20 protein-coding genes are annotated in these 24,168 nt (G+C 35.0%); 15 read left to right on the forward strand and 5 right to left on the reverse strand.

What is annotated here, in order from left to right; translation table 11 throughout:
• Positions 1–119: 119 nt before the first annotated feature.
• Positions 120–509 carry a bacillithiol system redox-active protein YtxJ gene (gene ytxJ, locus OGZ34_RS14035; protein ID WP_263360601.1) on the reverse strand — a complete coding sequence of 130 codons (390 nt, stop codon included), beginning with the start codon at positions 507–509 and terminating at the stop codon, positions 120–122.
• 207 nt (positions 510–716) lie between these two features.
• Here ytxJ and clpB point away from each other — a divergent pair, with 207 nt between their 5' ends.
• From clpB to OGZ34_RS14075, 8 genes are all read left to right on the forward strand, one after another.
• Positions 717–3,320, forward strand: a complete 2,604-nt coding sequence (gene clpB, locus OGZ34_RS14040) for an ATP-dependent chaperone ClpB (RefSeq protein ID WP_173965688.1) — start codon at positions 717–719, stop codon at positions 3,318–3,320.
• Between the two features lie 134 nt (positions 3,321–3,454).
• Positions 3,455–3,949 (forward strand): T9SS type A sorting domain-containing protein, encoded by a 495-nt coding sequence (locus OGZ34_RS14045; protein ID WP_263360602.1) that lies wholly within the window; start codon positions 3,455–3,457, stop codon positions 3,947–3,949.
• Positions 3,950–3,971: 22 nt separating this feature from the next.
• Positions 3,972–5,009 carry a hypothetical protein gene (locus OGZ34_RS14050; protein WP_263360603.1) on the forward strand — a complete coding sequence of 346 codons (1,038 nt, stop codon included), beginning with the start codon at positions 3,972–3,974 and terminating at the stop codon, positions 5,007–5,009.
• A 140-nt stretch (positions 5,010–5,149) separates the two neighbouring features.
• The gene (locus OGZ34_RS14055; protein WP_263360604.1) at positions 5,150–6,187 is read left to right on the forward strand and encodes a hypothetical protein; all 1,038 of its coding nucleotides are present in this window, start codon (positions 5,150–5,152) and stop codon (positions 6,185–6,187) included.
• A gap of 94 nt (positions 6,188–6,281) precedes the next feature.
• Positions 6,282–7,322, forward strand: a complete 1,041-nt coding sequence (locus OGZ34_RS14060) for a hypothetical protein (protein ID WP_263360605.1) — start codon at positions 6,282–6,284, stop codon at positions 7,320–7,322.
• 444 nt (positions 7,323–7,766) lie between these two features.
• Entirely contained in the window at positions 7,767–8,648 is an 882-nt protein-coding gene (locus OGZ34_RS14065) for a DUF808 domain-containing protein (protein WP_173965681.1), read from the forward strand.
• Between the two features lie 342 nt (positions 8,649–8,990).
• Entirely contained in the window at positions 8,991–9,404 is a 414-nt protein-coding gene (locus OGZ34_RS14070; protein ID WP_263360606.1) for a hypothetical protein, read from the forward strand.
• Between the two features lie 169 nt (positions 9,405–9,573).
• Positions 9,574–10,464: a carbon-nitrogen hydrolase gene (locus OGZ34_RS14075; RefSeq protein WP_263360607.1), complete on the forward strand. Its 891-nt coding sequence runs from the start codon at positions 9,574–9,576 to the stop codon at positions 10,462–10,464.
• A 351-nt stretch (positions 10,465–10,815) separates the two neighbouring features.
• Here OGZ34_RS14075 and OGZ34_RS14080 read toward each other — a convergent pair whose 3' ends face one another.
• Positions 10,816–12,087, reverse strand: coding sequence for an OmpA family protein (locus OGZ34_RS14080; RefSeq protein WP_263360608.1), 1,272 nt, complete (start codon positions 12,085–12,087; stop codon positions 10,816–10,818).
• A 217-nt stretch (positions 12,088–12,304) separates the two neighbouring features.
• Positions 12,305–13,825, reverse strand: a complete 1,521-nt coding sequence (locus OGZ34_RS14085; protein WP_263360609.1) for a choice-of-anchor I family protein — start codon at positions 13,823–13,825, stop codon at positions 12,305–12,307.
• A 230-nt stretch (positions 13,826–14,055) separates the two neighbouring features.
• Here OGZ34_RS14085 and OGZ34_RS14090 point away from each other — a divergent pair, with 230 nt between their 5' ends.
• Positions 14,056–15,096 (forward strand): agmatine deiminase family protein, encoded by a 1,041-nt coding sequence (locus OGZ34_RS14090; RefSeq protein WP_263360610.1) that lies wholly within the window; start codon positions 14,056–14,058, stop codon positions 15,094–15,096.
• A gap of 192 nt (positions 15,097–15,288) precedes the next feature.
• Here the strand turns inward: OGZ34_RS14090 and fahA are convergent, their stop codons facing one another.
• Positions 15,289–16,572 carry a fumarylacetoacetase gene (gene fahA / locus OGZ34_RS14095; protein ID WP_173965670.1) on the reverse strand — a complete coding sequence of 428 codons (1,284 nt, stop codon included), beginning with the start codon at positions 16,570–16,572 and terminating at the stop codon, positions 15,289–15,291.
• A gap of 108 nt (positions 16,573–16,680) precedes the next feature.
• Between fahA and glyA the strand changes: the two genes are divergently transcribed.
• The 4 genes from glyA (at position 16,681) to OGZ34_RS14115 (ending at position 20,663) form a co-directional block, all read left to right on the forward strand.
• Positions 16,681–17,955 carry a serine hydroxymethyltransferase gene (gene glyA / locus OGZ34_RS14100; protein WP_173965668.1) on the forward strand — a complete coding sequence of 425 codons (1,275 nt, stop codon included), beginning with the start codon at positions 16,681–16,683 and terminating at the stop codon, positions 17,953–17,955.
• A gap of 220 nt (positions 17,956–18,175) precedes the next feature.
• Positions 18,176–18,769, forward strand: coding sequence for a tRNA-(ms[2]io[6]A)-hydroxylase (gene miaE / locus OGZ34_RS14105; RefSeq protein ID WP_173965666.1), 594 nt, complete (start codon positions 18,176–18,178; stop codon positions 18,767–18,769).
• A gap of 333 nt (positions 18,770–19,102) precedes the next feature.
• Positions 19,103–20,143: a GMP reductase gene (locus OGZ34_RS14110; RefSeq protein WP_263360611.1), complete on the forward strand. Its 1,041-nt coding sequence runs from the start codon at positions 19,103–19,105 to the stop codon at positions 20,141–20,143.
• Between the two features lie 22 nt (positions 20,144–20,165).
• Positions 20,166–20,663 carry a GNAT family N-acetyltransferase gene (locus OGZ34_RS14115; RefSeq protein ID WP_263360612.1) on the forward strand — a complete coding sequence of 166 codons (498 nt, stop codon included), beginning with the start codon at positions 20,166–20,168 and terminating at the stop codon, positions 20,661–20,663.
• A 216-nt stretch (positions 20,664–20,879) separates the two neighbouring features.
• Here OGZ34_RS14115 and OGZ34_RS14120 read toward each other — a convergent pair whose 3' ends face one another.
• Positions 20,880–21,458, reverse strand: coding sequence for a pentapeptide repeat-containing protein (locus OGZ34_RS14120; protein ID WP_263360613.1), 579 nt, complete (start codon positions 21,456–21,458; stop codon positions 20,880–20,882).
• A 333-nt stretch (positions 21,459–21,791) separates the two neighbouring features.
• Here OGZ34_RS14120 and aspA point away from each other — a divergent pair, with 333 nt between their 5' ends.
• Both aspA and OGZ34_RS14130 read left to right on the forward strand, forming a co-directional pair.
• Positions 21,792–23,201 (forward strand): aspartate ammonia-lyase, encoded by a 1,410-nt coding sequence (aspA, locus tag OGZ34_RS14125; protein WP_173965658.1) that lies wholly within the window; start codon positions 21,792–21,794, stop codon positions 23,199–23,201.
• A 292-nt stretch (positions 23,202–23,493) separates the two neighbouring features.
• The gene (locus tag OGZ34_RS14130) at positions 23,494–24,168 is read left to right on the forward strand and encodes a response regulator transcription factor (protein WP_017497070.1); all 675 of its coding nucleotides are present in this window, start codon (positions 23,494–23,496) and stop codon (positions 24,166–24,168) included.

Below are 24,168 nucleotides of genomic sequence, written 5' to 3' on the forward strand. Positions count from 1 at the left end.
CTTAATGAATCTTAATATCTTAGTGGTTTAAAGCTTTCTTTTTGAAAGCAATTACAAAGTTTAAGATAATTAAGTTAAGCTCTTAATGAACCTTAATATCTTAATGGTAAAGAAATTTTTCAAACTTTATCTTTCAAAGCCTCCGCATCAATATCACTGTGTGAAACATCATAAATAGCTTTTCCGTTTCGGATTAAAATCAATTGAGGAGATTCATGATAAACATTGAATTTGTTTGCTATTTCATTTGAAATATCTCTGTGTGCTATTAAATCCAGAAAATAAGCGTCTACTGTATCTTTTAAATCGTATTCACGTTCAAATTGTTTTAAAGCCATACGGCTGATACTACATCTGGTACTGTGTTTAAAAATAACAACCGGCTTTACATGGGATATTGTTTCGATCTCCACTAATTGGGCAATATCGGTTAATTCTGTCCAATTTACATTGCTTTTTGGAGTGTCTGCTGACTCCGAATTTCCGAAGATTGAATTAAAAAAACTCATATTTGACTTGTTTTGTGACTTTTTGACGTTAAAAATAGACTAAAAACTAATTTAATGCGACATTTTGTCTGTATTTTTAGTATGGAATATAATTTGAATGTTCTCAAGCAAAGTTAGAGTATTTAAAGTTAAAAAATTAATTCAATAAATTGTAATTTTAAGGACATCAGACTAAATAACTAATAATCAATCCTAAATCGTATACATATGAACATAAATAAATTTACAATTAAATCGCAGGAAGCCATTCAGCTGTCACAGCAATTGGCCCAACGCAACGGACAACAGCAGATAGAAAACGAACACATTTTTAAAGCTATTTTTGAAGTAGATGAAAATGTGGCTCCGTTTATTCTGAAGAAACTAAATGTAAATGTTCCGTTGTTTTTACAAATATTAGACAGTACAATTCAAAGCTTTCCAAAAGTTTCCGGAGGTGATATATTGCTTTCCAGAGACGCAAACAAAGCATTGAATGAAGCGGAGATTATAGCACAAAAAATGAACGATGAATATGTTTCTATCGAACATTTAATTTTGGCTATTTTTGATTCAAAAAGCAAAGTTTCTCAGATTCTAAAAGATCAGGGGGTTACTGGAAAAGGCCTTAAAGCAGCTATTGAAGAACTTCGTAAAGGAGAGAGAGTAACATCGGCTTCAGCTGAGGAAACTTATAATTCGTTAAATAAATATGCAAAAAATCTAAACGAACTGGCACGTACCGGAAAGCTTGACCCCGTTATTGGTCGTGATGAAGAGATCCGTCGCGTGTTACAGATTTTGACGCGTAGAACAAAAAATAACCCAATGTTAATAGGAGAGCCAGGAGTTGGTAAAACGGCTATTGCAGAGGGATTGGCACATAGAATTGTGGACGGTGATGTGCCGGAAAATTTAAAAGATAAGATCGTTTTCTCACTTGATATGGGAGCATTGATTGCCGGTGCTAAATTTAAAGGAGAATTCGAAGAACGTTTGAAAGCGGTAGTAAAAGAAGTTACAGCTGCAGAAGGAGATATCGTTTTATTTATTGATGAGATTCATACACTTGTAGGTGCTGGTGGAGGAGAAGGCGCAATGGATGCGGCAAATATCTTGAAACCGGCTTTGGCTCGTGGTGAGTTAAGAGCAATTGGTGCAACAACTTTGGATGAATATCAAAAATATTTTGAGAAAGACAAAGCGCTGGAGCGTCGTTTCCAAAAAATCTTAATTGACGAACCGGATACCGAGAGCGCTATTTCGATTTTACGTGGAATTAAAGAAAAGTACGAAACGCATCATAAAGTTCAAATTAAAGATGAGGCGATTATTGCTGCGGTTGAATTGTCTCAACGTTATATTACCAATCGTTTTTTACCGGACAAAGCCATTGATTTGATGGACGAAGCGGCTTCAAAACTGCGTATGGAAATCAATTCAAAACCGGAAGAACTGGATGTTTTAGATCGTAAGATCATGCAGTTGGAAATTGAGATTGAAGCGATTAAACGTGAAAAAGAAGAAAGCAAGCTAAAAATTCTTCGCATGGATTTGGCGAACTTAAAAGAAGAACGCAACGAAATTTATGCAAAATGGAAATCAGAAAAAGATGTTGTTGACGGAATTCAGGCTGTAAAATTAGAATTAGAAGACTTTAAATATGAAGCTGAACGTGCTGAACGTGATGGTGATTACGGAAAAGTAGCTGAAATTCGTTACGGAAAAGTAAAAGAAGCACAAGGACGTCTGGAAGTTTTACAAAAACAATTACAGGAATATCAGTCTGGTAATTCCTTGATAAAAGAAGAAGTAACCCGTGAAGATATTGCCGAAGTTGTAGCAAAATGGACCGGAATTCCAGTAATGAAAATGCTTCAGACAGAAAGAGAAAAGTTATTACATCTGGAAGATGAATTGCACAGACGTGTCGTGGGACAGGAAGAAGCGATTGAAGCAGTAAGTGATGCCGTACGCAGAAGTCGTGCCGGTTTGCAGGACATGAAAAAACCTGTTGGAACGTTCTTATTTTTAGGAACTACCGGAGTTGGTAAAACGGAATTAGCAAAAGCTTTGGCTGAGTATCTTTTTGACGATGAAAATGCCATGACGCGTATTGATATGAGTGAGTATCAGGAACGTCACAGTGTGAGTCGTTTAGTAGGTGCACCTCCGGGATATGTGGGATATGATGAAGGGGGGCAATTGACCGAAGCGGTTCGTAGAAAACCATATTCCGTAATCTTGTTAGACGAGATTGAAAAAGCACATCCTGATACGTTTAATATCTTACTTCAGGTTTTGGACGAAGGCCGTTTAACGGACAACAAAGGCCGTCTGGCAGATTTTAAAAACACGATTATCATTATGACTTCTAACATGGGAAGTCAGATTATACAAGATAAGTTTGAAAATTTAAAAGGAAGTATCGAATCAGCGACCGAGGCTGCAAAAGTTGAAGTTTTAGGCTTGCTGAAACAAACTGTTCGTCCGGAGTTTATCAACCGTATTGATGAGATTGTGATGTTTACGCCTTTAACAGTGGATAATATTTCTAAAATTGTAGGTTTACAGTTGAAGAGCGTTACAAAGATGTTAGCTCTGCAAGGCATTACGATGGATGCAACACCAGAAGCTATTGCTTATTTATCAGACAAAGGTTATGACCCGCAGTTTGGTGCAAGACCGGTAAAACGTGTGGTTCAAAGAGAAGTATTGAATCAACTGTCAAAAGAAATTCTGGCCGGGAACATTACAACAGACAGTATCATCCTATTAGACGCTTTTGACGGACAATTGGTTTTTAGAAATCAAACGCATAAAGAAGAATAATTTTTCAGTTAATTATGAAGTACGAGAAACACTAGCAGAAATGCTGGTGTTTTTTTTACGCAATCTTTTCTTGGTAATAATATTCTGTATAATAATTATTCTATATTTGAATGATTAATCAGTAAAACATTTATATGAAAGAAAATCAACGCACTTTTTCAATTTTATTTATTACCGCTGTCTTATTTGTAACCAATGGTTATTCTCAACAAAATGTGGTAGTTGCAGGAGGAAATGCAACCGGAAGCGGGGGCAGTTCTAGTTATTCAGTGGGACAGATCGCTTATACAAGTTTATCCGGAGGAGCTAACGGCTTTGTTTTGCAAGGTGTTCAACAGGCTTATGAAATAATCAGCCTTGGGAATGATGAATTTAAAGGTATTACTCTTGCAATGACTGCTTATCCTAACCCTGCTGTTGATGTACTTAGTTTGACTGTTGCTACAAACGAATGGAATGATTTATCATGCCAATTATTTGACACTAACGGAAAAATCGTATCCAAAAAAGTAGAAGTAACAAGCCCTGATACCAGTGTACCCATGCAAGGGCTAAATAGCGGTATTTATTTTCTGACTGTAAGTAACAGTGGTAAAGCCATAAAAACCTTTAAAATTATCAAAAAATAATATCAAAACAGCAGAAAAATACATGAAGAAAATTACTCTCGCATTACTATTATTAAGTTCTTTTACCTTTTTATTTGCACAGGCTCCACAGAAAATGAGTTACCAATCGGTTGTTCGAAAAACGGATGGGACATTGGTTGCAGGTACTTTAATAAGTATCAAAACTAGTATATTATTAGGATCAACAAGTGGCACTGCTTCTTATGTAGAAACACAAACCACCACAACAAACAGCAATGGACTAGCCACTATAGAAATAGGAGGCGGAACACCAACTAAAGGAACTTTCTCGGGAATAAATTGGGGAGCAGGATCACATTTTATCAAGACCGAAATCGATCCAACAGGAGGGACTAATTATACCATTAGCGGTACAAGTCAATTGTTGAGTGTACCTTATGCCTTGTATGCTGGAAGTACTGAAAATAAAGGAAAAGCAACTATTTTTATAGGTGGAGATATTACAGATGCACAAGCGGCAGCACAAATACAGGCTGAGTTTGGGCCTCACACAGAGAAGATTTATGTAACTCGTACCACAAACCTGACAACTTTGGATTTAAGTATGGTAAAAAGCATATTTTATCTTAATATAAGTTTTAATTCTAAACTAGTTACTGTGAAATTTGATAATCTTAGTGTAGTTCAGGATGAATTCGACATAAAATATAACGAAAAATTGAGCTCAATCGTATTTCCTGTGCTAGAAGCAATACTAGGAGATGATCAGGCTATTATATATGATAATAAGTCTTTAGTGTCAATCTCTGTTCCTCGGTTAACCCAATTTAATGATTTATCTTTTAGTTATAATTCTAGTTTAAATTCAATTGATATACCTATGTTGTCTCTTAGTACTGGTAGAGGAATCGGATTTAGTGCTAATGCATTACCAAGTTCTCAAGTTAATTCGTTATTAAATAAACTAAAAGATGTTTTGCCTGCTTCACGAAAATCTATCCAGTTACAAGGACAAAATCCACCTGCTCCTCCTACAGGACAAGGAATTATAGATAAAGCAACTTTGATAAATACGGGTAATTTTGTTACTACGGACTAGTTTATTAGTATTCTTTCAAATGAAACTATGGAGAAAATGACGCTACTTCTATTTTAAGTTTCTTAGAATTTCGCTTCCTGGAAGAATATTCAATACTGTCAGTAAAATCAATAAGAACATTTTAAAACCAAGAAAAATATATGAAAAAAATTACTCTAGTCTTACTATTATTGAGCTCTTTTACTATTTTATTTGCACAGGCTCCGCAAAAAATGAGCTACCAATCAGTCATTCGTAAAGCCGATGGGACATTGGTTGCCGGTACTTTAGTGAGTATCAAAACGAGTATTTTGGTAGGCTCGGCAAGTGGTACAGCTTCTTATGTTGAGACACAAACTACAACGACAAACAGTAACGGACTGGCTACTATAGAAATAGGCGGCGGAACAGTTATTACAGGAACTTTTTCTGGAATAAATTGGGGTGTAGGTTCACATTTTATCAAGACCGAAATCGATCCAACAGGAGGCAGTAATTACACTATTAGTGGTACAAGTCAGCTCTTAAGTGTGCCTTATGCCTTGTATGCAGGAAGCAGCCAAAGCAAAGGAAGAACAAGTCTAATAATTGCTGGTGACATTACAGATGCGCAAGCAGCAGCGCAAGTAGCGGCGGAGTTGGGACCTGAAACAGAAAATATTTACATTATGAATACTACAAATTTGACAACTTTGGATTTAAGTGCTGCAAAAAGGCTGGTTGACTTAAGTATAAAAAGTAATTCAAATTTGGTTAGTGTAAATTTAAGTAATCTTAGCGATGTTTATAATGCGTTATATGTAGAAGGTAATGCAAGATTAAGCTCCATTTCATTTCCCGTTTTAAAAACAGTACTTGCTTCTGAAATTTATTTTTCAGGTAATTCGGCATTACAATCTGTTTCTTTTCCTTTATTGACTAAAACTAAAACGATTTACATTAGTGGCAATGCGTTTCTTTCTTATATTGATTTACCAGTTTTTTCTTCATTTTATAGTAATCTGTACAGTTTTCAAGTAAGTAGAAATGCACTTCCAAGTTATCACATCAATTCGCTTTTAAGTAAACTGCTCAATGTTTCCCCTGCAAGCGGAAAGTTTATTGATTTGTCAGGTCAGACCCCACCAGCTCCACCTACAGGACAAGGGATTATCGATAAAGCAACTATAAAAATGAACAATAGCATTTCAACTGATTAAGTTTAGTATTAATCCTTTTGTCAGCAAGTAGCATGGCAAGACAATAAAAAACGTTTAAAGTCATAAAAAATAACTTTCTAACAGTAAAAAATATATGAAAAAAATTACTCTAGCCTTACTATTATTGAGCTCTTTTACTATTTTATTTGCACAGGCTCCGCAAAAAATGAGCTACCAATCAGTCATTCGTAAAACCGACGGTACATTGGTTGCCGGTACTTTAGTGAGTATCAAAACGAGTATACTTGCAGGTTCAGCAAGTGGTACAGCTTCTTATGTAGAAACACAAACTACAACGACAAACAGTAATGGATTGGCAACTATAGAAATAGGAGGCGGAACAGCCGTTACTGGAACTTTTTCAGGAATAAATTGGGGTAGTGGATCACACTTTATCAAGACAGAAATTGATCCAACAGGAGGAACTAATTATACCATTAGTGGTACAAGTCAATTACTAAGTGTGCCTTATGCATTATATGCCGGAAGCAGCCAAAATAAAGGAAAACCAAGTATTGTTATAACGGGAGATGTCACAGATGCGCAGGCGGCAGCACAGATTATCGCTGAATTGGGGCCTTATACAGAGAATATTTATGTTACCAGTACAACAAACCTAACGACTTTAGATTTAAGTGTAATAAAGAGCTTAATAAATTTAAAAATCCAAAATAACTTAAAGTTAGTGAATGTGAATGTAAGTAACCTTACTGAAGTATATAACGATTTGGACGTGTCAAATAACGACAAACTTACTTCAATTGGGTTTCCTCTTATGAAAACACTGCATGGATACGACACAGGTATTTTAAATAATCCGTCTTTAACTTCTATATTATTCCCTATGTTAACTTCATGTAAAGGGCTTTATTTTAGTAATAATAAGATTCTTACTTCTATCGAATTACCATCATTAGCATTAATTACAGATAAAAACTTATCCATTAATTTTAATAATAATGCGCTTTCAAGTTCAATGGTTAATCTAATTTTATACCGATTACTTAATCTTCCTTCTAATACAGGAAGTTATGTTCAGTTACAGGGTCAGAATCCTCCGGCTCCTCCTACAGGACAAGGTATTACCTATAAAGCAACTTTAGTAAGCACAGGCTATTCTGTTACAACAGATTAAGTTAATTTCTTTTTATGAATAATATCCAAAATGACACCAGTAGAAATACTGGTGTTTTTTGTTTGAACGCAAACTCGTAATTCAATAAATGATATAAATTTTTCTGAAAGTAATGTAAAATAATTTGCAATAAAGTTATGATCTTTACTATAGTGGTTTGAAAATCAAATCAAAAGAGGAATAATCTTAATCGAAATACAATGAACAATATTTTTAGAGGATTAATAGCAGGTTACGGTGCGAAAAAATTAGGTGGAGGCTGTTTTGGAACTATTTTCGTGTTTATTATTATCTGGGTACTTTTGGGGCAATGCAGTTAATTTTTTGATAGAAAAATTAGCAAAAAAGTCTTAGATTCGCGCCAGTAAACAAACCAGAACAGCTGATTAAACAGGATCTTTAAAACCAGTTAATTATGCGATTCTTAAAAACAAAAAAAATATAATGGCATCAGGTTTTTTCGTACTATTAGACGATATCGCAGCAATTATGGATGATGTTGCAGTAATGAGTAAAGTTGCAGCAAAAAAAACAGCGGGTATTTTGGGTGATGATTTGGCTGTAAATGCTGAGAAAGCTTCGGGGTTTGCATCCTCGAGAGAGCTTCCGGTATTATGGGCGATCAGCAAAGGTTCCTTATTGAATAAAGTAATTATTTTGCCAATTGCTTTTTTATTAAGCGCTTTTTTGCCAGTAGCTATCATTATAATTCTGGTACTTGGAGGTTTATTTTTGGCCTATGAAGGAGCAGAGAAAATTTACGAATTTATATTTCCGCACAAACACGAAGAATCAGAAGGGATAACAGAAGAAACGTTTACAGAAGAAGAAATTCTAGAGGCTGAAAAGGGAAAAATTAAATCAGCAATCGTAACCGATTTTATACTATCAGTAGAAATTGTGATTATTGCTTTAGGTACTGTAATTGGTCAGCCACTTGGTCAGCAAATCATAGTAACTTCGATTATTGCCTTGATTGCAACCGTTGGTGTTTATGGTATTGTTGCTCTTATTGTCAGAATGGATGAGGCGGGTTATAAGCTTATTAAGTTTAGTAAAAAAGAAAAAAGCATATCAAAATTTATTGGAAACATATTGGTAAAAGCATTGCCTATAGTAATTAAAAGTTTAACGGTAATTGGTACAATTGCCTTGATTTTAGTAGCAGGCGGAATTTTTGTACACTATATTCCGTTTTTACATCATTTAATGGAAGAAATTAATGTTCCTTCTATAATAAAAGAATTTGTTACAGGCTTAATATTAGGTTTTGTAGTTTTAGTAATTGTAAATGGATTTAAAAAGGTTTTTGCAAAGAAAAATTAAGATACACATCGCAAAGAGGTAAACAAAAACACTAGTCGAAAGGCTGGTGTTTTTTTTTTTTTGAAGCATTGTAATTCGTTTTAAAAAGAACACTTGCCCCGCTATCCACTATATCTTTTTCACGCTAAAGAAGCAGGAAAAAGGATGTCGTTTCTATCGGGGCTAAACGATAAATTTTTCTTTTCATAAGAAATTACGTTGTTTTTAAAAACTATTTTTAGAGATTAAAATTTTGATTTTTAGGTTGTTATTGGTTTTGTTTAAAGAATTAACAAATTTAATAAGCAACCATCGCAACCTAATGACATCTTCATAGTAATTAACAATTAATTATTATTTTATATGAAAAGTTTTAAATTTAAATCAGTTTTTGTAGTATTATTTTTAGCAACAATGTTTGTTTCTTGCAGTAACGATAATGATGCACCAAGTATTCCTGAATCAATTACTAAGGTTGCTTTGGTTACGGAAGTGAAAGGTCCTGCAACTGGAAAGGTTAATGAGGAGTTAAGCTATGATGTAACTTTTGTTGTGGATAACGCTTGTGGGGAATTCAGCAAAATTAGCGAAGTGACCATTGGCGGAGTAAAAGGATTGCAAGTGGAAGCAAAATACCCAACAGGACCTTGTACGATGCAGGTTCCGGATCCTAAAAAGACAGTTTTTAAGTATAAATCGGCAAGCAAAGGAACGTTCGAAATTAAATTCAAAAAATCAGAAACGGAATTCATAACTACAAAAGTGGTTATTGAGTAATTAAGTATTGAGTTTATAAAACACATTTGTAGGAAGCCATTTTGTGGGTATTTGATTTTAACTGAATCGGATATTTGTAAAATGGTTTTCTTTTTTACAAGAGGTGGTAGATAACACCTCTTTGCCATTCCTCTAAAAATTACTATTTTTGCACTCTAAATTTTATGTCATGCCGAAAAGAAAGTATAAAATCGCCGTAATTCAGTTAAATCTGAATGATGTTGCGGAAAATAATCTTAAAAAATGTATCAGCTGGGTAAAAGATGCTGCCAATAAAGGAGCTGAAGTAATCCTGTTGCCTGAATTGTATAGCAGTCATTATTTTTGTCAAAGTGAAGATGTAGATAATTTTGCTTTAGCCGAACCACTTTACAGTACTTCGTTTGTTGCTTTTAGTGCCCTCGCAAAAGAATTAGGAGTGGTAATTATTGTTCCATTTTTCGAAAAAAGAATGGCAGGAATTTACCATAACAGTGCTTACATCATTGATACGGATGGAACAGAAGCTGGTTTATACCGTAAAATGCACATTCCGGACGATCCGCATTTCTATGAAAAGTTCTATTTCACACCGGGTGACTTAGGTTTTCAGGCTATTGAGACTAAAAAAGGAAAAATAGGAACACTTATTTGCTGGGATCAATGGTATCCGGAAGCAGCACGTATTACTGCCTTAAAAGGAGCTGAGGTTTTATTTTACCCAACAGCTATTGGATGGCATCCAAAAGAAAAAGAAGAGTATGGAGTAAATCAATACGGTGCATGGATGAACGTAATGAAAGGCCATGCTGTTGCTAATGGTGTTTTTGTTGCCGCGGCAAACCGCATTGGATTAGAAAAGTATATTGAAGGAACAGAAGGAATTCAGTTTTGGGGAGCTTCGTTTATTGCAGGACCTCAAGGTGAGATTTTAGCACAGGCTTCTCACGATCAGGAAGAAATTCTAATTGCGGAAGTTGATTTGGATTTGCAGGAAAATGTACGTCAGAACTGGCCATTTTTCAGAGACCGAAGAATTGATGCTTTTGGCGATATTACCAAAAGAGCAATTGATCAATAAGTAAAAAATACATTTATATAAAGGCAAAGAAGTAGAGGCTGTTTAATTTTAAACAGCCTCTTTTGTTTTTTTAGAAGAGACAATATTGTTTTAAATTTCAGCTTTAATTCGACGCGGATGAAACGGATTTACGTCGTAAAAACACGGATAAACACAGATTTTTTTCCTCGTTAAAAGAGTTTAAAATTTTAAAATCTGTTTTGATCAGCGTCTTCGCGATAGCGAATCCGTTTTATCCGCGTTGAAACAAGACGTAGAATATTAAAATGGCCTTTTGGCCTTAAGTATTTATATGCAAAAAAGACTGTTTAAAAAATTAAACAGTCTTTTTTTATACTAGCTTAGAATTGTTTATTTCACTTGGAAAGTAACTCTTCTTACGATTTGACGGGCTTCTTTAGATTTTTTGTTCACAGAAGTATCTTCACCGTTAGCAATTACATTTAATCTTGAAGCATCAATTCCTGCATTGGTTGCGATTTTTTTCACAGCTTCAGCTCTTTTTCTTGATAATTCAGTATTGTAACTTGAGTTTCCAATTTCATCTGCGTATCCAATAATATCTGCTGATTTACCAGGATTGTTTTTAAGGTATTTCACTAAGAAATCAACACCAGATAGAGAAGTATTAGTTGGTTTAGAAGAATTGAAATCAAAGTATACATTTACATACCCTCCGTTAATTAATTCTTCAACCGTTTTGTTTGTTGGAGCTGTTGCTTCGCTGCCTTTTTTAGCATACGTTTTATCTAAATAGCTTTCTAATTCATCCGGAACACCATTTTGATTAGTATCTATAGATTGACCTTTTGTATTTACGGCAACTCCAGAGATTGTGTTAGGCTCTAAATCATACAAATCAGCAACACCATCTTTATCAGTATCAATAAGATTAGTCTCAATAGTAGTAACTCGGTCTTCTAACTTGTTTAGTCTTTCATTGTCTTCAGAATACCAGTCAGCATGTTTTTGGTTTTTACCTAAGTAAAAAGTCAAACCAACAGAAGCGTTTAACATTACACCATCTAATGAACCGGTAGCTGGGACTCCTTTTCCATCAAAATTGTGATTTTGTCTTCCGTTAACAATACCTGTAAGATCTCCCGTTAAAGCAATTCTGTTGCTTAATTTAACTTGACCTGTTAAACCCATAATTCCATGAGCCATGTAATCTTTACCGTCAAAACCTTTATCGCTGCTTAATTGCGAAACACCAAAACCTCCATGTGCTAATAAACCGAAAGTATTAGTCCATGTTTCAAAGTTTAAAGCTCTTCCAAGATTAATAACCCCTTGTAAACTTGCTCTGTAGTATTTACTGTCAAATTCGGGAGTGTCATTACGTTCCTTAAATTGATCGTATCCAACATCCAGTTTCAAACCAAACTTAGGATTAAACATGTATCTTACCCCTAAATCTGCGTGAAACGGACTAACTGATTCTGTTGAATAACCAGGTGTCATTGCTCTCATAGGTTTGTTTAGACCACCATTCAATTCTATAGACCATTTATTATAAGCGGGTTTGTCAATTGAAGGCTGTGTCGATGTCGTTGCCATGTTTTGTGCGCCGGCGGCGATTGATAGTAGTAAAAGTGATACTGAAGCTAATTTCTTTTTCATGATATCCAAATTTTAGTTTAATATGATTATTGAGTTTTAATTTTTAAACTCAGGACAAAATTATACTACGAAATTTAGATAGTGTTCTATTTGCTCTTACATAATTCCCATCTTTTGGGTTTTAATTATGTAAATACGTTAATAGAATCAAAATATTTCGACAAAAAAAAGGGCAAAATTTAAATTTTGCCCTTTTTTGAATCTGTAAATGTGAAAGTTATTTTAAATCTGGCTGGTATATTTTTACCGTTCCATCTCCCTCACTACTAACAACTAACAAACTTCTTTTCGTCGGACTTTTGGAAGCCGGAATGAAAAGTACACCTTCTGGAGCATCGCCCGTTTTCACTGTTTGTAAATATTGTGGAGAATTTGGGTTTGTTACATCATAAGTCATAAAAGCATCTGATCTTTCTAAACCAACAAACAAAATATTTTGAGATCCCATTTTAGCAACAACAACAGCTTCAGGCTCAGAACCCTTGTCGTCACTACGTTTGTCATCATAAGTTCCAAGTTCGTTTGTTTTTTTATCAACATCATTTTTACTGTCGTAAACAATTTTTCCCGTATTTCCGTTCCAGATTGAGAAAGAACGACCTCCGAAAGCTACTATTTCGTCCAGGTCACCGTCACCATCAGAGTCTCCCATATCTGTGATAAGGTTTAGTCTTCCTAGATTGGTTTCCAGTTTTAAGGCGGCAGCATCAGGAAAAGCAGTTGCGTCAAGCTTCATGTCTTTCATTCTTTTAATATCCGAATAAGCGGCATATTCTCGGGCATCACCTTCGTTGGCGGTCACAAAATAAGGGACATTATTGGCAGAAAAGTGACTAATCGCATCCGGCATAAACATTCCTTTTACCTTCCATGGATTAAAAGCAATCTTATCATCTTTATCACTTACATCAATTGCGTTTTCAGCGGTATTGAAGTTTTTAAAACCTAACGGATAAAGAGCTGTAATGGTTTTTGAAGTTAAATCTACTTTGGCAACACCATTATTTTCCTGTAAAGTAATCCAGGCTGTTTTAGAATCATCAGCTATAGTGATGTACTCAGGTTCGATATCCTGAGCAAAACTCTTAGCAAATTTTGAAATTCTGAAACCATCTTTCTTCAAAGTTTCGGCCTGACTACTAAACGAACTAAAATCTAAAGTTGTAACAGTATAAGTCGCTGTTTCGATAATAGAAATTGTTCCGTTTGGATCTTGGGAATAATCCGTATTAGGTTCTCCTTCATTGGCGGTCATAATATATTTTCCGTCCGGCGAAAAAGTAATCATATCCGGTAATGCGCCAACGGTAATTTGTTTGATTAAGCTATAATCGCTGGTGTTGAAAATAACAACTTTTCCATTTCCCTGTTTGTTTACTGTCGATTCTAAAGCAACAGCCAGTTTTCCGTCGTAAACCGCAACACTATTAGAAGCTCCTTCATACGGAGTCAAATCAATTTTACCAATTTTAACGGGTTTTGTAGGATCGGAAATATCAATGACATCAATTTGATTGGTTCCGCTATTGTTTACTGTAAAAAGTCTTTTTGTTTTTTCATCGTAGGCCGAAATTTCTGCGGCTGCTTCTCCACCAATGGTTATAGAACCAATTTCTTTGAAAGACCCAGGATTTTCGTTTACCACGACTTCAGGTTCCTGGTTGTTTGAAGTTTCATCATTATTACAGCTTGCCATAACAAATAAAGCAGTTAATAATGAAAGGCTTACATTTTTCATTTTTGTGTTTTTTAGTTTTGCCAAATGTAATTAGCAGATCCTCGTCTTATATTAAGGCTTTATTATTTAATCTTTAACTTAATCTATTAATTAGATTATTAAATCAATCAGATAATTATCAGATTATTACATGGCCGGATTGTCTAATTATCCAATAATCCAATTGTCACATTGTCTAATTTTCACATTATCTCATTATCTTTGTACACTTTCAAATTTAGAACCTTTTTATGTCAACAAATAATAGAAGATTTCCTGCGGAATGGGAGAAGCAACAAGGAATTGTATTGTGTTTTCCGCATAACGGAAACGACTGGCCGGGAAAATACGAAGCTGTTCAATGGGCTTTTGTAGAATTTATTAAAAAAGTAGCCACTTTTGAAACCGTTTTTTTGGTGGTAGCCGATGAAAAACTAAAAGAAAAAGTAGGCGAAATGCTGGAGAGAGCACGTGTAAATTTAACGAATGTTTCTTTTATTATTCATAAAACTAATAGAAGCTGGATGCGTGATTCCGGACCAATTATTGTACAAAATGGATCGAAAAGAGAAGCATTGAATTTTAATTTTAACGGATGGGCTAAGTATAAAAATTACCAACTGGATAAATTTGTTCCTTCTAAGATAGCTGATTTTATTGATGTGCCACTTACACAGGTAACGTATAAAGGAAAACCTGTGATTGTAGAAGGTGGTGCAATTGATGTAAACGGAAAAGGAACGTTACTGACTTCAGAAGAATGTTTAATGCATCCTACTATTCAGGTTCGAAATGAAAATTTCACCAAAGAAGATTACGAGGCTGTTTTTAAAGAATATCTCGGAGTTACCAACGTAATATGGTTAGGGGACGGAATAGAAGGAGATGACACACACGGGCATATTGACGATTTGTGCCGATTTGTAAACGAAGATACAATTGTAACAATTGTAGAAACAGACAAAAACGATTCGAATTATAAACCTTTGCAAGACAATTTAAAACGTTTGCAAAACGCAAAACTAGAGGACGGAGAATCTCCAACTATAGTTGCGTTGCCAATGCCAAAGCGTGTAGACTTCGAAACTTTAAGATTACCGGCTAGTTATGCTAATTTCCTGATTTTGAATAATTGCGTTTTGGTTCCTACTTTTAACGATAGCAATGATCGCGTCGCTCTAAATATACTTTCGGAATGTTTTCCTGATAGAGAAGTGATCGGAATAAGTTGTATCGATTTTATCTGGGGATTTGGAACATTACACTGTTTGAGTCAGCAGATTCCGGCTTAATTTTTTGAATTTTAAAAGCCCGCATTCGTGCAGTTTTTCTTGCTAGAGATTGAACGGATTTTTACAGATTGTAAGAAATCATTTTTAATCCTTTTAATCTGTGGCAGGAAGAAAAATAAACATAAAAAAAAACCTTGTTAGACAGCTAACAAGGTTTTTTGCTTATATATCTTCCGATATGGCAGTATCTCTTCATTGTCTCACGTACGGAGGTAGTAATTGGCTTGAAACTTCTCCAAAACCAATACGCACTTCGTTGCTTTCGCAGAAACCTCTGATAATTACTGTATCTCCATCTTCAATAAATTTGCGCTCACCACCGTCATTTAGTGTTATTGGGTTTTTTCCTCCCCAAGTAAGTTCTAACATTGAACCAAAACTGTCGGGAGTTGGGCCAGAAATAGTTCCGGAACCCATCATATCGCCAGAATTCACGCGACATCCGTTTGAGGTATGGTGTGTTAGTTGCTGGGCCATAGACCAATACATATATTTGAAGTTAGATTTTGAAATTACAGTTTCTTCATGGTTTTCAGGCTTCAAAGAAACTTCCAAGTGAATGTCAAAAGCTTTTTTTCCTTTGGTTTGTAAATAAGGAAGCGGGGTAGGATCTTGCTTAGGTCCTTTAGTTCTAAAAGGTTCTAAAGCATCCATTGTTACAATCCACGGTGAAATTGAAGTAGCAAAGTTTTTTGCTAAAAAGGGTCCAAGTGGAACATATTCCCATTTTTGCATATCACGTGCACTCCAGTCGTTTAGTAAAACCATTCCGAAAATATAGTCTTCGGCTTCAAAAGTAGAGATGTTTTCTCCCATTATGTTTACGTCTGTAGTGATGAAAGCAGTTTCTAATTCAAAATCTACTAAACGAGAAGCACCAAATACGGGAGTATCATGTCCGGCAGGTAAAGTTTGTCCCATAGGGCGGTGTACCGGAATTCCGGACGGAACAATTGTTGAGCTTCTTCCATGATATCCTACCGGAATATGCAACCAGTTAGGTAATAAAGCGTTTTCTGGATCACGGAACATTTTACCAACGTTCGTTGCATGTTCTTTACTGGAATAGAAATCCGTATAATCACCAATTAACACAGGCAATTGCATTTCGACATCATCAATTTTGAAAATAACGATATCGCGGTCTTTTGCTGAATCTCTAAGTTGTGGATTGGTTTCGTCGAAAATATCAGCGATACGATTTCGAACGAGTCGCCATGTTTTTTTCCCATCAGAAATAAAATCATTTAGCGTGTCCTGCATGAACATATCATCCGTTAAATCTATTCCTGCAAAATAGTTTAATTGTTGTAAAGCTCCTAAATCTATAGCGTAATCGCCAATTCTTGTTCCTACAGTAACGACATTTTCTTTGGTAAGAAATACACCGAATGGAATATTTTGAATAGGGAAGTCGCTATTTTCTGGTACTTCTAACCATGATTTTCTTTTAGTATCGTTGGCGGTTATTGGCATGTGAATGTTAATTATTTGTTGAAAAATTCTATGTCAAATATATCATAATCTAACAGTTTGGCAAACGTTTTTTTGTATTTTTGCAGGAAATTAACGAAAATCAAAAAAATGCAACGCGACGAACAAATTTTTGACCTTATACTAGAGGAACAAGACAGACAAATTCACGGATTAGAACTTATCGCTTCAGAGAATTTTGTAAGTGATGAGGTAATGGAAGCAGCTGGTTCTGTTTTAACTAACAAATATGCTGAGGGATATCCAGGCAAAAGATACTACGGAGGATGCGAAGTAGTAGACGTAATTGAGCAAATTGCAATTGACAGAGCCAAAGAATTATTTGGAGCTGAATATGCGAACGTTCAGCCACACTCAGGATCTCAGGCTAATACATCAGTTTACCATGCATGTTTAAATCCTGGTGATACTATTTTAGGTTTCGACTTATCTCATGGAGGTCACTTAACTCACGGTTCTCCAGTAAACTTCTCAGGTCGTTTGTACCGTCCTGTTTTTTACGGTGTAGACGCTGAAACTGGTCGTTTAGATTATGATAAAATTCAGGAAATTGCAACTAAAGAACAACCAAAATTAATCATCGCTGGAGCTTCGGCTTATTCACGTGATATGGATTTTGCACGTTTCAGACAAATTGCTGACAGTGTAGGAGCGATCTTGTTTGCGGATATTTCTCACCCTGCAGGTCTTATTGCTAAAGGATTAATGAATGATCCGATTCCACATTGTCATATTGTTTCTACAACTACTCATAAAACATTACGTGGACCACGTGGAGGTTTGATTTTAATGGGGAAAGATTTCGAAAACCCACAAGGATTAAAAACTCCAAAAGGAGAAATCAGAATGATGTCTTCTTTATTAGATCTTGCTGTTTTCCCTGGAAATCAAGGAGGGCCTTTAATGCACATCATTGCTGCTAAAGCAGTAGCTTTTGGTGAAGCGCTGAAAGATGAGTTCTTTACTTATGCGATGCAATTGCAGAAAAATGCAAACGCTATGGCTGATGCTTTCGTAAAAAGAGGATACAACATTATTTCTGGAGGTACAGATAACCACATGATGCTTATTGACTTAAGAAATAAAGGGATTTCTGGTAAAGAAGCTGAAAATGCATTAGTAAAAGCAGAAATTACAGTAAATAAAAATATGGTTCCATTTGATGATAAATCACCATTTGTAACCTCAGGAATCCGTGTTGGAACAGCTGCAATCACTACTCGTGGTTTAGTTGAAGAAGATATGGAAACTATTGTTGCTTTAATCGATAAAGTTCTTACAGATCATACAAATGAAGCTGTTATCGAGGAAGTGGCAAACGAAGTAAATGAAATGATGAGCGAAAGACCAATTTTCGTATACTAATAAAGTTTCAGGCTTAAAAGTTTCAAGTTTAAAGTTTTGTACTGTGAAAAGTATAGAACTTTAAACTTTTTTTAGTTCTGGGGAGTAAGTTGAAATGGGAAAAAAAGTTTCAAGTTTCAGGTTTTGTACCTTAAAAGATATAGAGCGTTACATCTTTTTAGTTCTGAAAAGCAACCTGAAACCTGAAACAAAGAAAACCTGAAACAAATAAAACAAAAAAATGGGCGTACTAAGATTACAACTGCCAACAGACCCGAGATGGGTAAATATCGTTGAGAAAAATATTGAGGAAATCTTGACTGATCATGCCTGGTGTGAGCAAAAAGCAGCAACAAATGCCATTACGATTATCACAAACAATTCTGAACACCAGGATTTGGTACAGGATTTATTGGCTTTGGCCAAAGAAGAAATTGATCATTTTGAGCAGGTGCATAACATCATCATTAAAAGAGGATTGAAGCTAGGACGCGAGCGTAAAGACGATTATGTAAACGAACTGTATCAGTATATGAAGAAAAGCGGAGACGGAAGCCGTGTTTCGGGGCTGGTAGAGAGATTGCTTTTTTCGGCCATGATCGAGGCCAGAAGCTGTGAGCGTTTTAAGGTTTTGTCTGAAAATATTCAGGACGAAGAATTGGCTGTTTTTTACAGAGAGTTAATGGAAAGCGAAGCCGGACATTATACCACTTTTATTACTTATGCCAGAAAATATGGTGTGGGAATTGATGTTGAAAAGCGTTGGAGAGAATGGCTGGCCTACGAAGAATCTATCATTACAAACTACGGAAAAGGAGAGACTATTCACGGGTAGATTTTTTAGTTTACGGCCTCAGTCTCAGTCTCAGTCTCAGTCTCAGTCTCAGTTTACAGTCACAGTTTGCATTTAATATTTTGCAGTTTAGTATTTCAGTTTGATTTTTAGCAGTCAGTTTTTACGTTTGTCACTTTGAGCGAAGTCGAAACGCTTTCCAATTGGAAAACTTTACGAATTGCTGCGAAACAAAAAATCTGTTCTAATCGGCGTCTTTGCTTTAACGAATCTCTCTGTCATTCTTATTCAAATAATTGCACAGTTTTATAACCTAAAACCTAAAATCTGCAATCTAAAATTCCTTACATTTGAAAGTAACGAAAATTGAAAATCATGAGAATAGAAACTGATCTGAAATTAGGGTTTAAAGATGTAATGATTCGACCTAAAAGATCTACACTAAAAAGCAGATCTGAAGTCTCTTTAGAGCAAAATTTCAAATTTTTGCACAGTACTGTGTCCTGGTTCGGGATTCCGATTATGGCAGCTAATATGGATACTGTGGGGACTTTTGAAATGGCTAAAGTTTTAGCAAAAGAAAAACTTTTTACAGCAATTCACAAACATTATTCTTCGCAGGAATGGACGGATTTTTTAAAAGATGTTACTCCGGATTTTTATGATTATATTGCTATTAGTACCGGAACAGGAAAAGAAGACTTTGCAAAAATAAATCAAATTATTACTGAGAATCCTTTACTGAAATTCATTTGTATTGATGTTGCGAATGGTTATTCAGAACATTTTGTGCAGTTTCTAAAACAAACCCGTAAACAATATCCGGACAAAGTGATTATTGCCGGAAATGTGGTTACCGGAGAAATGGTTGAAGAATTATTATTAGCAGGGGCCGACATTGTAAAGGTTGGTATTGGGCCTGGTTCTGTTTGTACCACACGGGTGAAAACAGGCGTAGGTTATCCCCAACTTTCTGCCATTATTGAATGTGCTGATGCTGCACATGGCTTAGGAGGACATATTATTAGTGATGGTGGCTGCAGTACACCGGGAGATGTGGCAAAAGCATTTGGTGCCGGATCAGATTTTGTAATGTTGGGTGGAATGCTAGCAGGACACACAGAAAGCGGTGGAGAGATGATCGAAGTAAACGGGAAGAAATTCAAACAGTTTTACGGAATGAGTTCTACAACGGCCATGGACAAACATGTTGGGGGTGTAGCAGAATACAGAGCAAGTGAAGGTAAAACAGTACAGGTGCCTTTTAAAGGGCAGGTTATAAATACAATATTGGACATTTTGGGTGGTTTGCGAAGTAGCTGTACCTATGTAGGTGCTTCACGACTAAAAGAACTTACCAAACGTACTACTTTTATAAGGGTAAGTGAGCAGGAAAATCAGGTTTTTACAAATTAATAATAGCATTTTAAAATAGAATATGATTACAATTTCAGAAGCTGCAATAAGCGATATTAAACAAATTCAGAAGATAGTACACATAACATGGCCGATTACATACGGTGAAATCCTGACAAAAGAACAATTGGCATATATGTTGGATCTTTTTTACTCTGACGAAGCTTTAACAGGTCAGTTAGTTAAAAAAGAGCAATTGTTTTATATGATTGATGAAGCAGAAACCAATATAGGATTTATCGGAATTGAACACAATTATAAAGGGAAGGCAGTAACTAAAATTCATAAAATCTATCTTTTGCCCGAAACTCAAGGAAAAGGAATCGGTAAAAGAGTTATTGAAGAAATTGAAAAACTTGGATTAGAGCATAATTCTCAGGCATTATCCTTAAATGTTAACCGATTTAATACGGCTTTGGGTTTTTATAAAAAGATAGGTTTCGAAATTATCGGAGAGGTAGATCTTGATATTGGAAACGGTTATTTGATGGAGGATTATGTAATGGAGAAAAAATTCTAAAATAAAACATAGATACATTTTATGAAGTGAGATCTTTTGTGAGAAATGTAAAATGTAAACGGTAAAATGTAAACTGTTAGATGTGAACTGTTAGATGTGAACTGTTAGATGTGAATTGTTAGATGTGAATTGTTAGATGTGAACTGCGACTGAGAACTGAGAACTGAGAACTGAGACTGAGACTGCGACTGAAAACTGAGACTGAAAACGACAACATCAGCTCACAATCACATCATGTTTAAACAACAAACCTTTCAATTCTTTTAAAGCAAAAACGGCTTTCTTAAGCTTCGTTTTTGATGGATCAATTGTATAATTATAACTCGTTTTAAAATCGGCTTTGTTGGCAATAGCTCTATCAAACTCGGAGCGGTATAAATCGCAATTGTCAAAAATAACATTGGTTAAATCGGCCGCCATAAAATCGACTGCAATTAAACTGCAATTGACAAATGGAGTTCCCTTTATTTTTAAAGTATAAAATTTTGAAAAATCCAAAATGCAATCAGTAAAACTGACTTCAAAAATCAGTTTGTCACACATTGCGAAGTTTACTTCTTTAATTTCACATCGATTAAAAGAAGCAGTTCGAAAAGCAACATAATTAATCTTTGCTTCGCTAAAAATGCAGTCATTAAAAACACAATCAATAAAAGTAACGGCTAAAAAAGTGCAGTCCGAAAAATTACAATTATTGAAAACACAACATTCAAAATCCTTAAAATTGACATCATCTCTACCGTAAATAATGGTATTGTATTCTTTATCAAGGAAATATTGGGATTCTTTATTCAAGGTAATTTTTAGAGATAGTTTTGAAGGTGAAAAGATACTAATTATACCTTATAGTATGAAATGAGTACTTTAAATAATTTATAACTTGTCGTATTGTTTTTATGCCGTAGAAAACAGCAGATTATCATTTTTTATTACATGTAACTGCTAGTCTTTTTTTGTGTTGTTTTTTATGAATTTGATATTTTTTGATTCTTAAAATGACAAGTGTTTAATTTTAGGGGCTAATTTTAAGAAAACCTTAGCAGTATTTGATTTGAAATATTTTCTTTTAAGGGTAATTTAACGTAGCTTTACACTGTTTTTTAACGTTAAACGTAACAATTTATATATATGGGATCAACAAGAAAAGAGCATGATTTTTTAGGGGAATTAGATATTCCAAATCATCTATATTATGGTATCCAGACCTTCAGAGCAGTAGAGAATTTTAATATCACAGGAATTCCTATTTCAAAAGAACCTTTATTCATCAAAGCATTAGGTTATGTAAAAAAAGCGGCAGCTTTGGCCAACAAAGATTGTGGCGCATTAGACGCTAAAATAGCCGAAGCAATTTGTTATGGAAGTGATCAGGTAATTGCCGGTAAATTTGATCAGGAATTTGTAAGCGATTTGATTCAGGGTGGAGCCGGAACTTCGGTGAACATGAACGCTAACGAAGTAATCGCTAATATTGGTTTAGAATATTTAGGACATAAAAAAGGAGATTATAACTTCTTACACCCAAACAATCACGTAAACTGTTCTCAGTCTACTAATGACGCTTATCCATCAGCTTTTAGAATTGCACTTTATCTGAAAATAGAAAGTTTTATTAAAACTTTAGAAGGCCTTGAAGTAGCATTTGCTGCAAAAGGAGAAGAGTTTAAAAGTGTTCTGAAAATGGGAAGAACACAATTGCAGGATGCTGTTCCTATGACTTTAGGACAAGAGTTTAACTCTTACGCTACTACTATTGGAGAAGATGTTAGAAGATTAAGAGATGCTCAGAGTTTGGTTTTAGAGATCAATATGGGAGCAACAGCTATCGGAACAAGAGTAAATGCACCGGAAGGTTACCCTGAAATTTGCGTGAATTACTTAGCAAAAGAAGTTGGAATTCCGTTAACCCTTTCTCCTGATTTAATTGAAGCTACTGTAGATACCGGAGCTTATGTTCAAATCATGGGAACATTGAAAAGAACGGCCGTTAAGATTTCTAAAATCTGTAACGATTTAAGATTGTTGAGCTCAGGGCCAAGAACTGGATTCAACGAAATCAATCTGCCTGCACGTCAGCCAGGATCTTCTATCATGCCAGGGAAAGTAAACCCGGTAATTCCGGAAGTGGTAAATCAGACTTGTTTCTATGTAATTGGACAGGATTTAACCGTAACGATGGCTGCTGAAGCAGGGCAGTTGCAGTTAAATGTGATGGAGCCAGTAATTGCTTTTGCAATGTTTACTTCATTAGATTATCTTTCAAACGCAATTCAGACTTTAATTGATAAGTGTATTGTGGGAATCACTGCAAATGAGGCTCACTGCTACAATATGGTAATGAACAGTATTGGTATTGTAACACAATTGAATCCAATTTTAGGGTATGAAGAAAGTGCTAGTATTGCAGGTGAAGCCTTGAAATTGAATAAAAGTGTACATCAGATTGCGGTGATTGAAAGAAAATTAATCACACAAGAAAAATGGGACGAAATTTATTCCTTGGATAATTTAATCAACCCAAAATTCATTACGAAATAAGAGAATTACTCTTCGTTTATACAAAGCCGACATTGTTTTAATGTCGGCTTTTTTTATGGAGTAAATATTACTTTATTATTCTATGCAAATTAAATTAAGGCAATATTGTCTTAATTTTAAGAACCGACACAGCAACCTTTAAAAAGCATTTCTATAAAAAAGCAATTCTTCGAAGTTGCTTTTTTTTGAGGAAAATATAACCTATTGTTCATAATTAAATCATAATTTATAACTATTGTGATTTATATTTTTAAAGTCAATCCCTATTTTTGCTGTTCATACCTGAACTAAGATGAAATTACTTATAGTAGAAGACGAACCAAATCTTTTGTCCATTTTAAGAAAAGGATTTGCCGAAAACAATAATGAGGTAAGTGTGGCTCTAGATGGCAGAACTGCTCTCGAAATGATCCATAATTATAATTTTGATGTTGTTGTTTTAGACGTAATGCTTCCCGATATTAACGGAATTGAGATTTGCAGAAGGCTTCGCGCAAGTAAGAACTTTGTTCCGGTGTTATTACTAACCGCTCTTGGAACTTCAGAGAATATTGTTACCGGGCTTAATGCCGGTGCTGACGATTATTTGGTAAAACCATTTAAATTTGGAGAACTTGATGCCAGAGTAAATGCGCTGCACCGTAGAGCTCATCAGGATACCGAAAAGGTAGACACTATAACAATTGGCGATTTAGAAATAAATGGCCGTGCTAAAACCGTGAAAAGAGAAGGAGAATCGATCATCCTGACAGCCAAAGAATTTAAATTGTTATATTATTTGGCTAAAAATAGCGGACGCATCGTTTCCCGAGATCAGATTTTAGATAATGTCTGGGATATTAATTTTGATATGAACACCAATGTTGTCGATGTTTACATCACCTATTTAAGAAAAAAAATCGATAAACCTTTTGAAACCAAACTTATCCATACCATGAAAGGTTTAGGGTATGTTATACAGCCATAA

Source organism: Flavobacterium collinsii (genome assembly GCF_946903285.1).
GTDB classification, from domain to species: domain Bacteria; phylum Bacteroidota; class Bacteroidia; order Flavobacteriales; family Flavobacteriaceae; genus Flavobacterium; species Flavobacterium collinsii.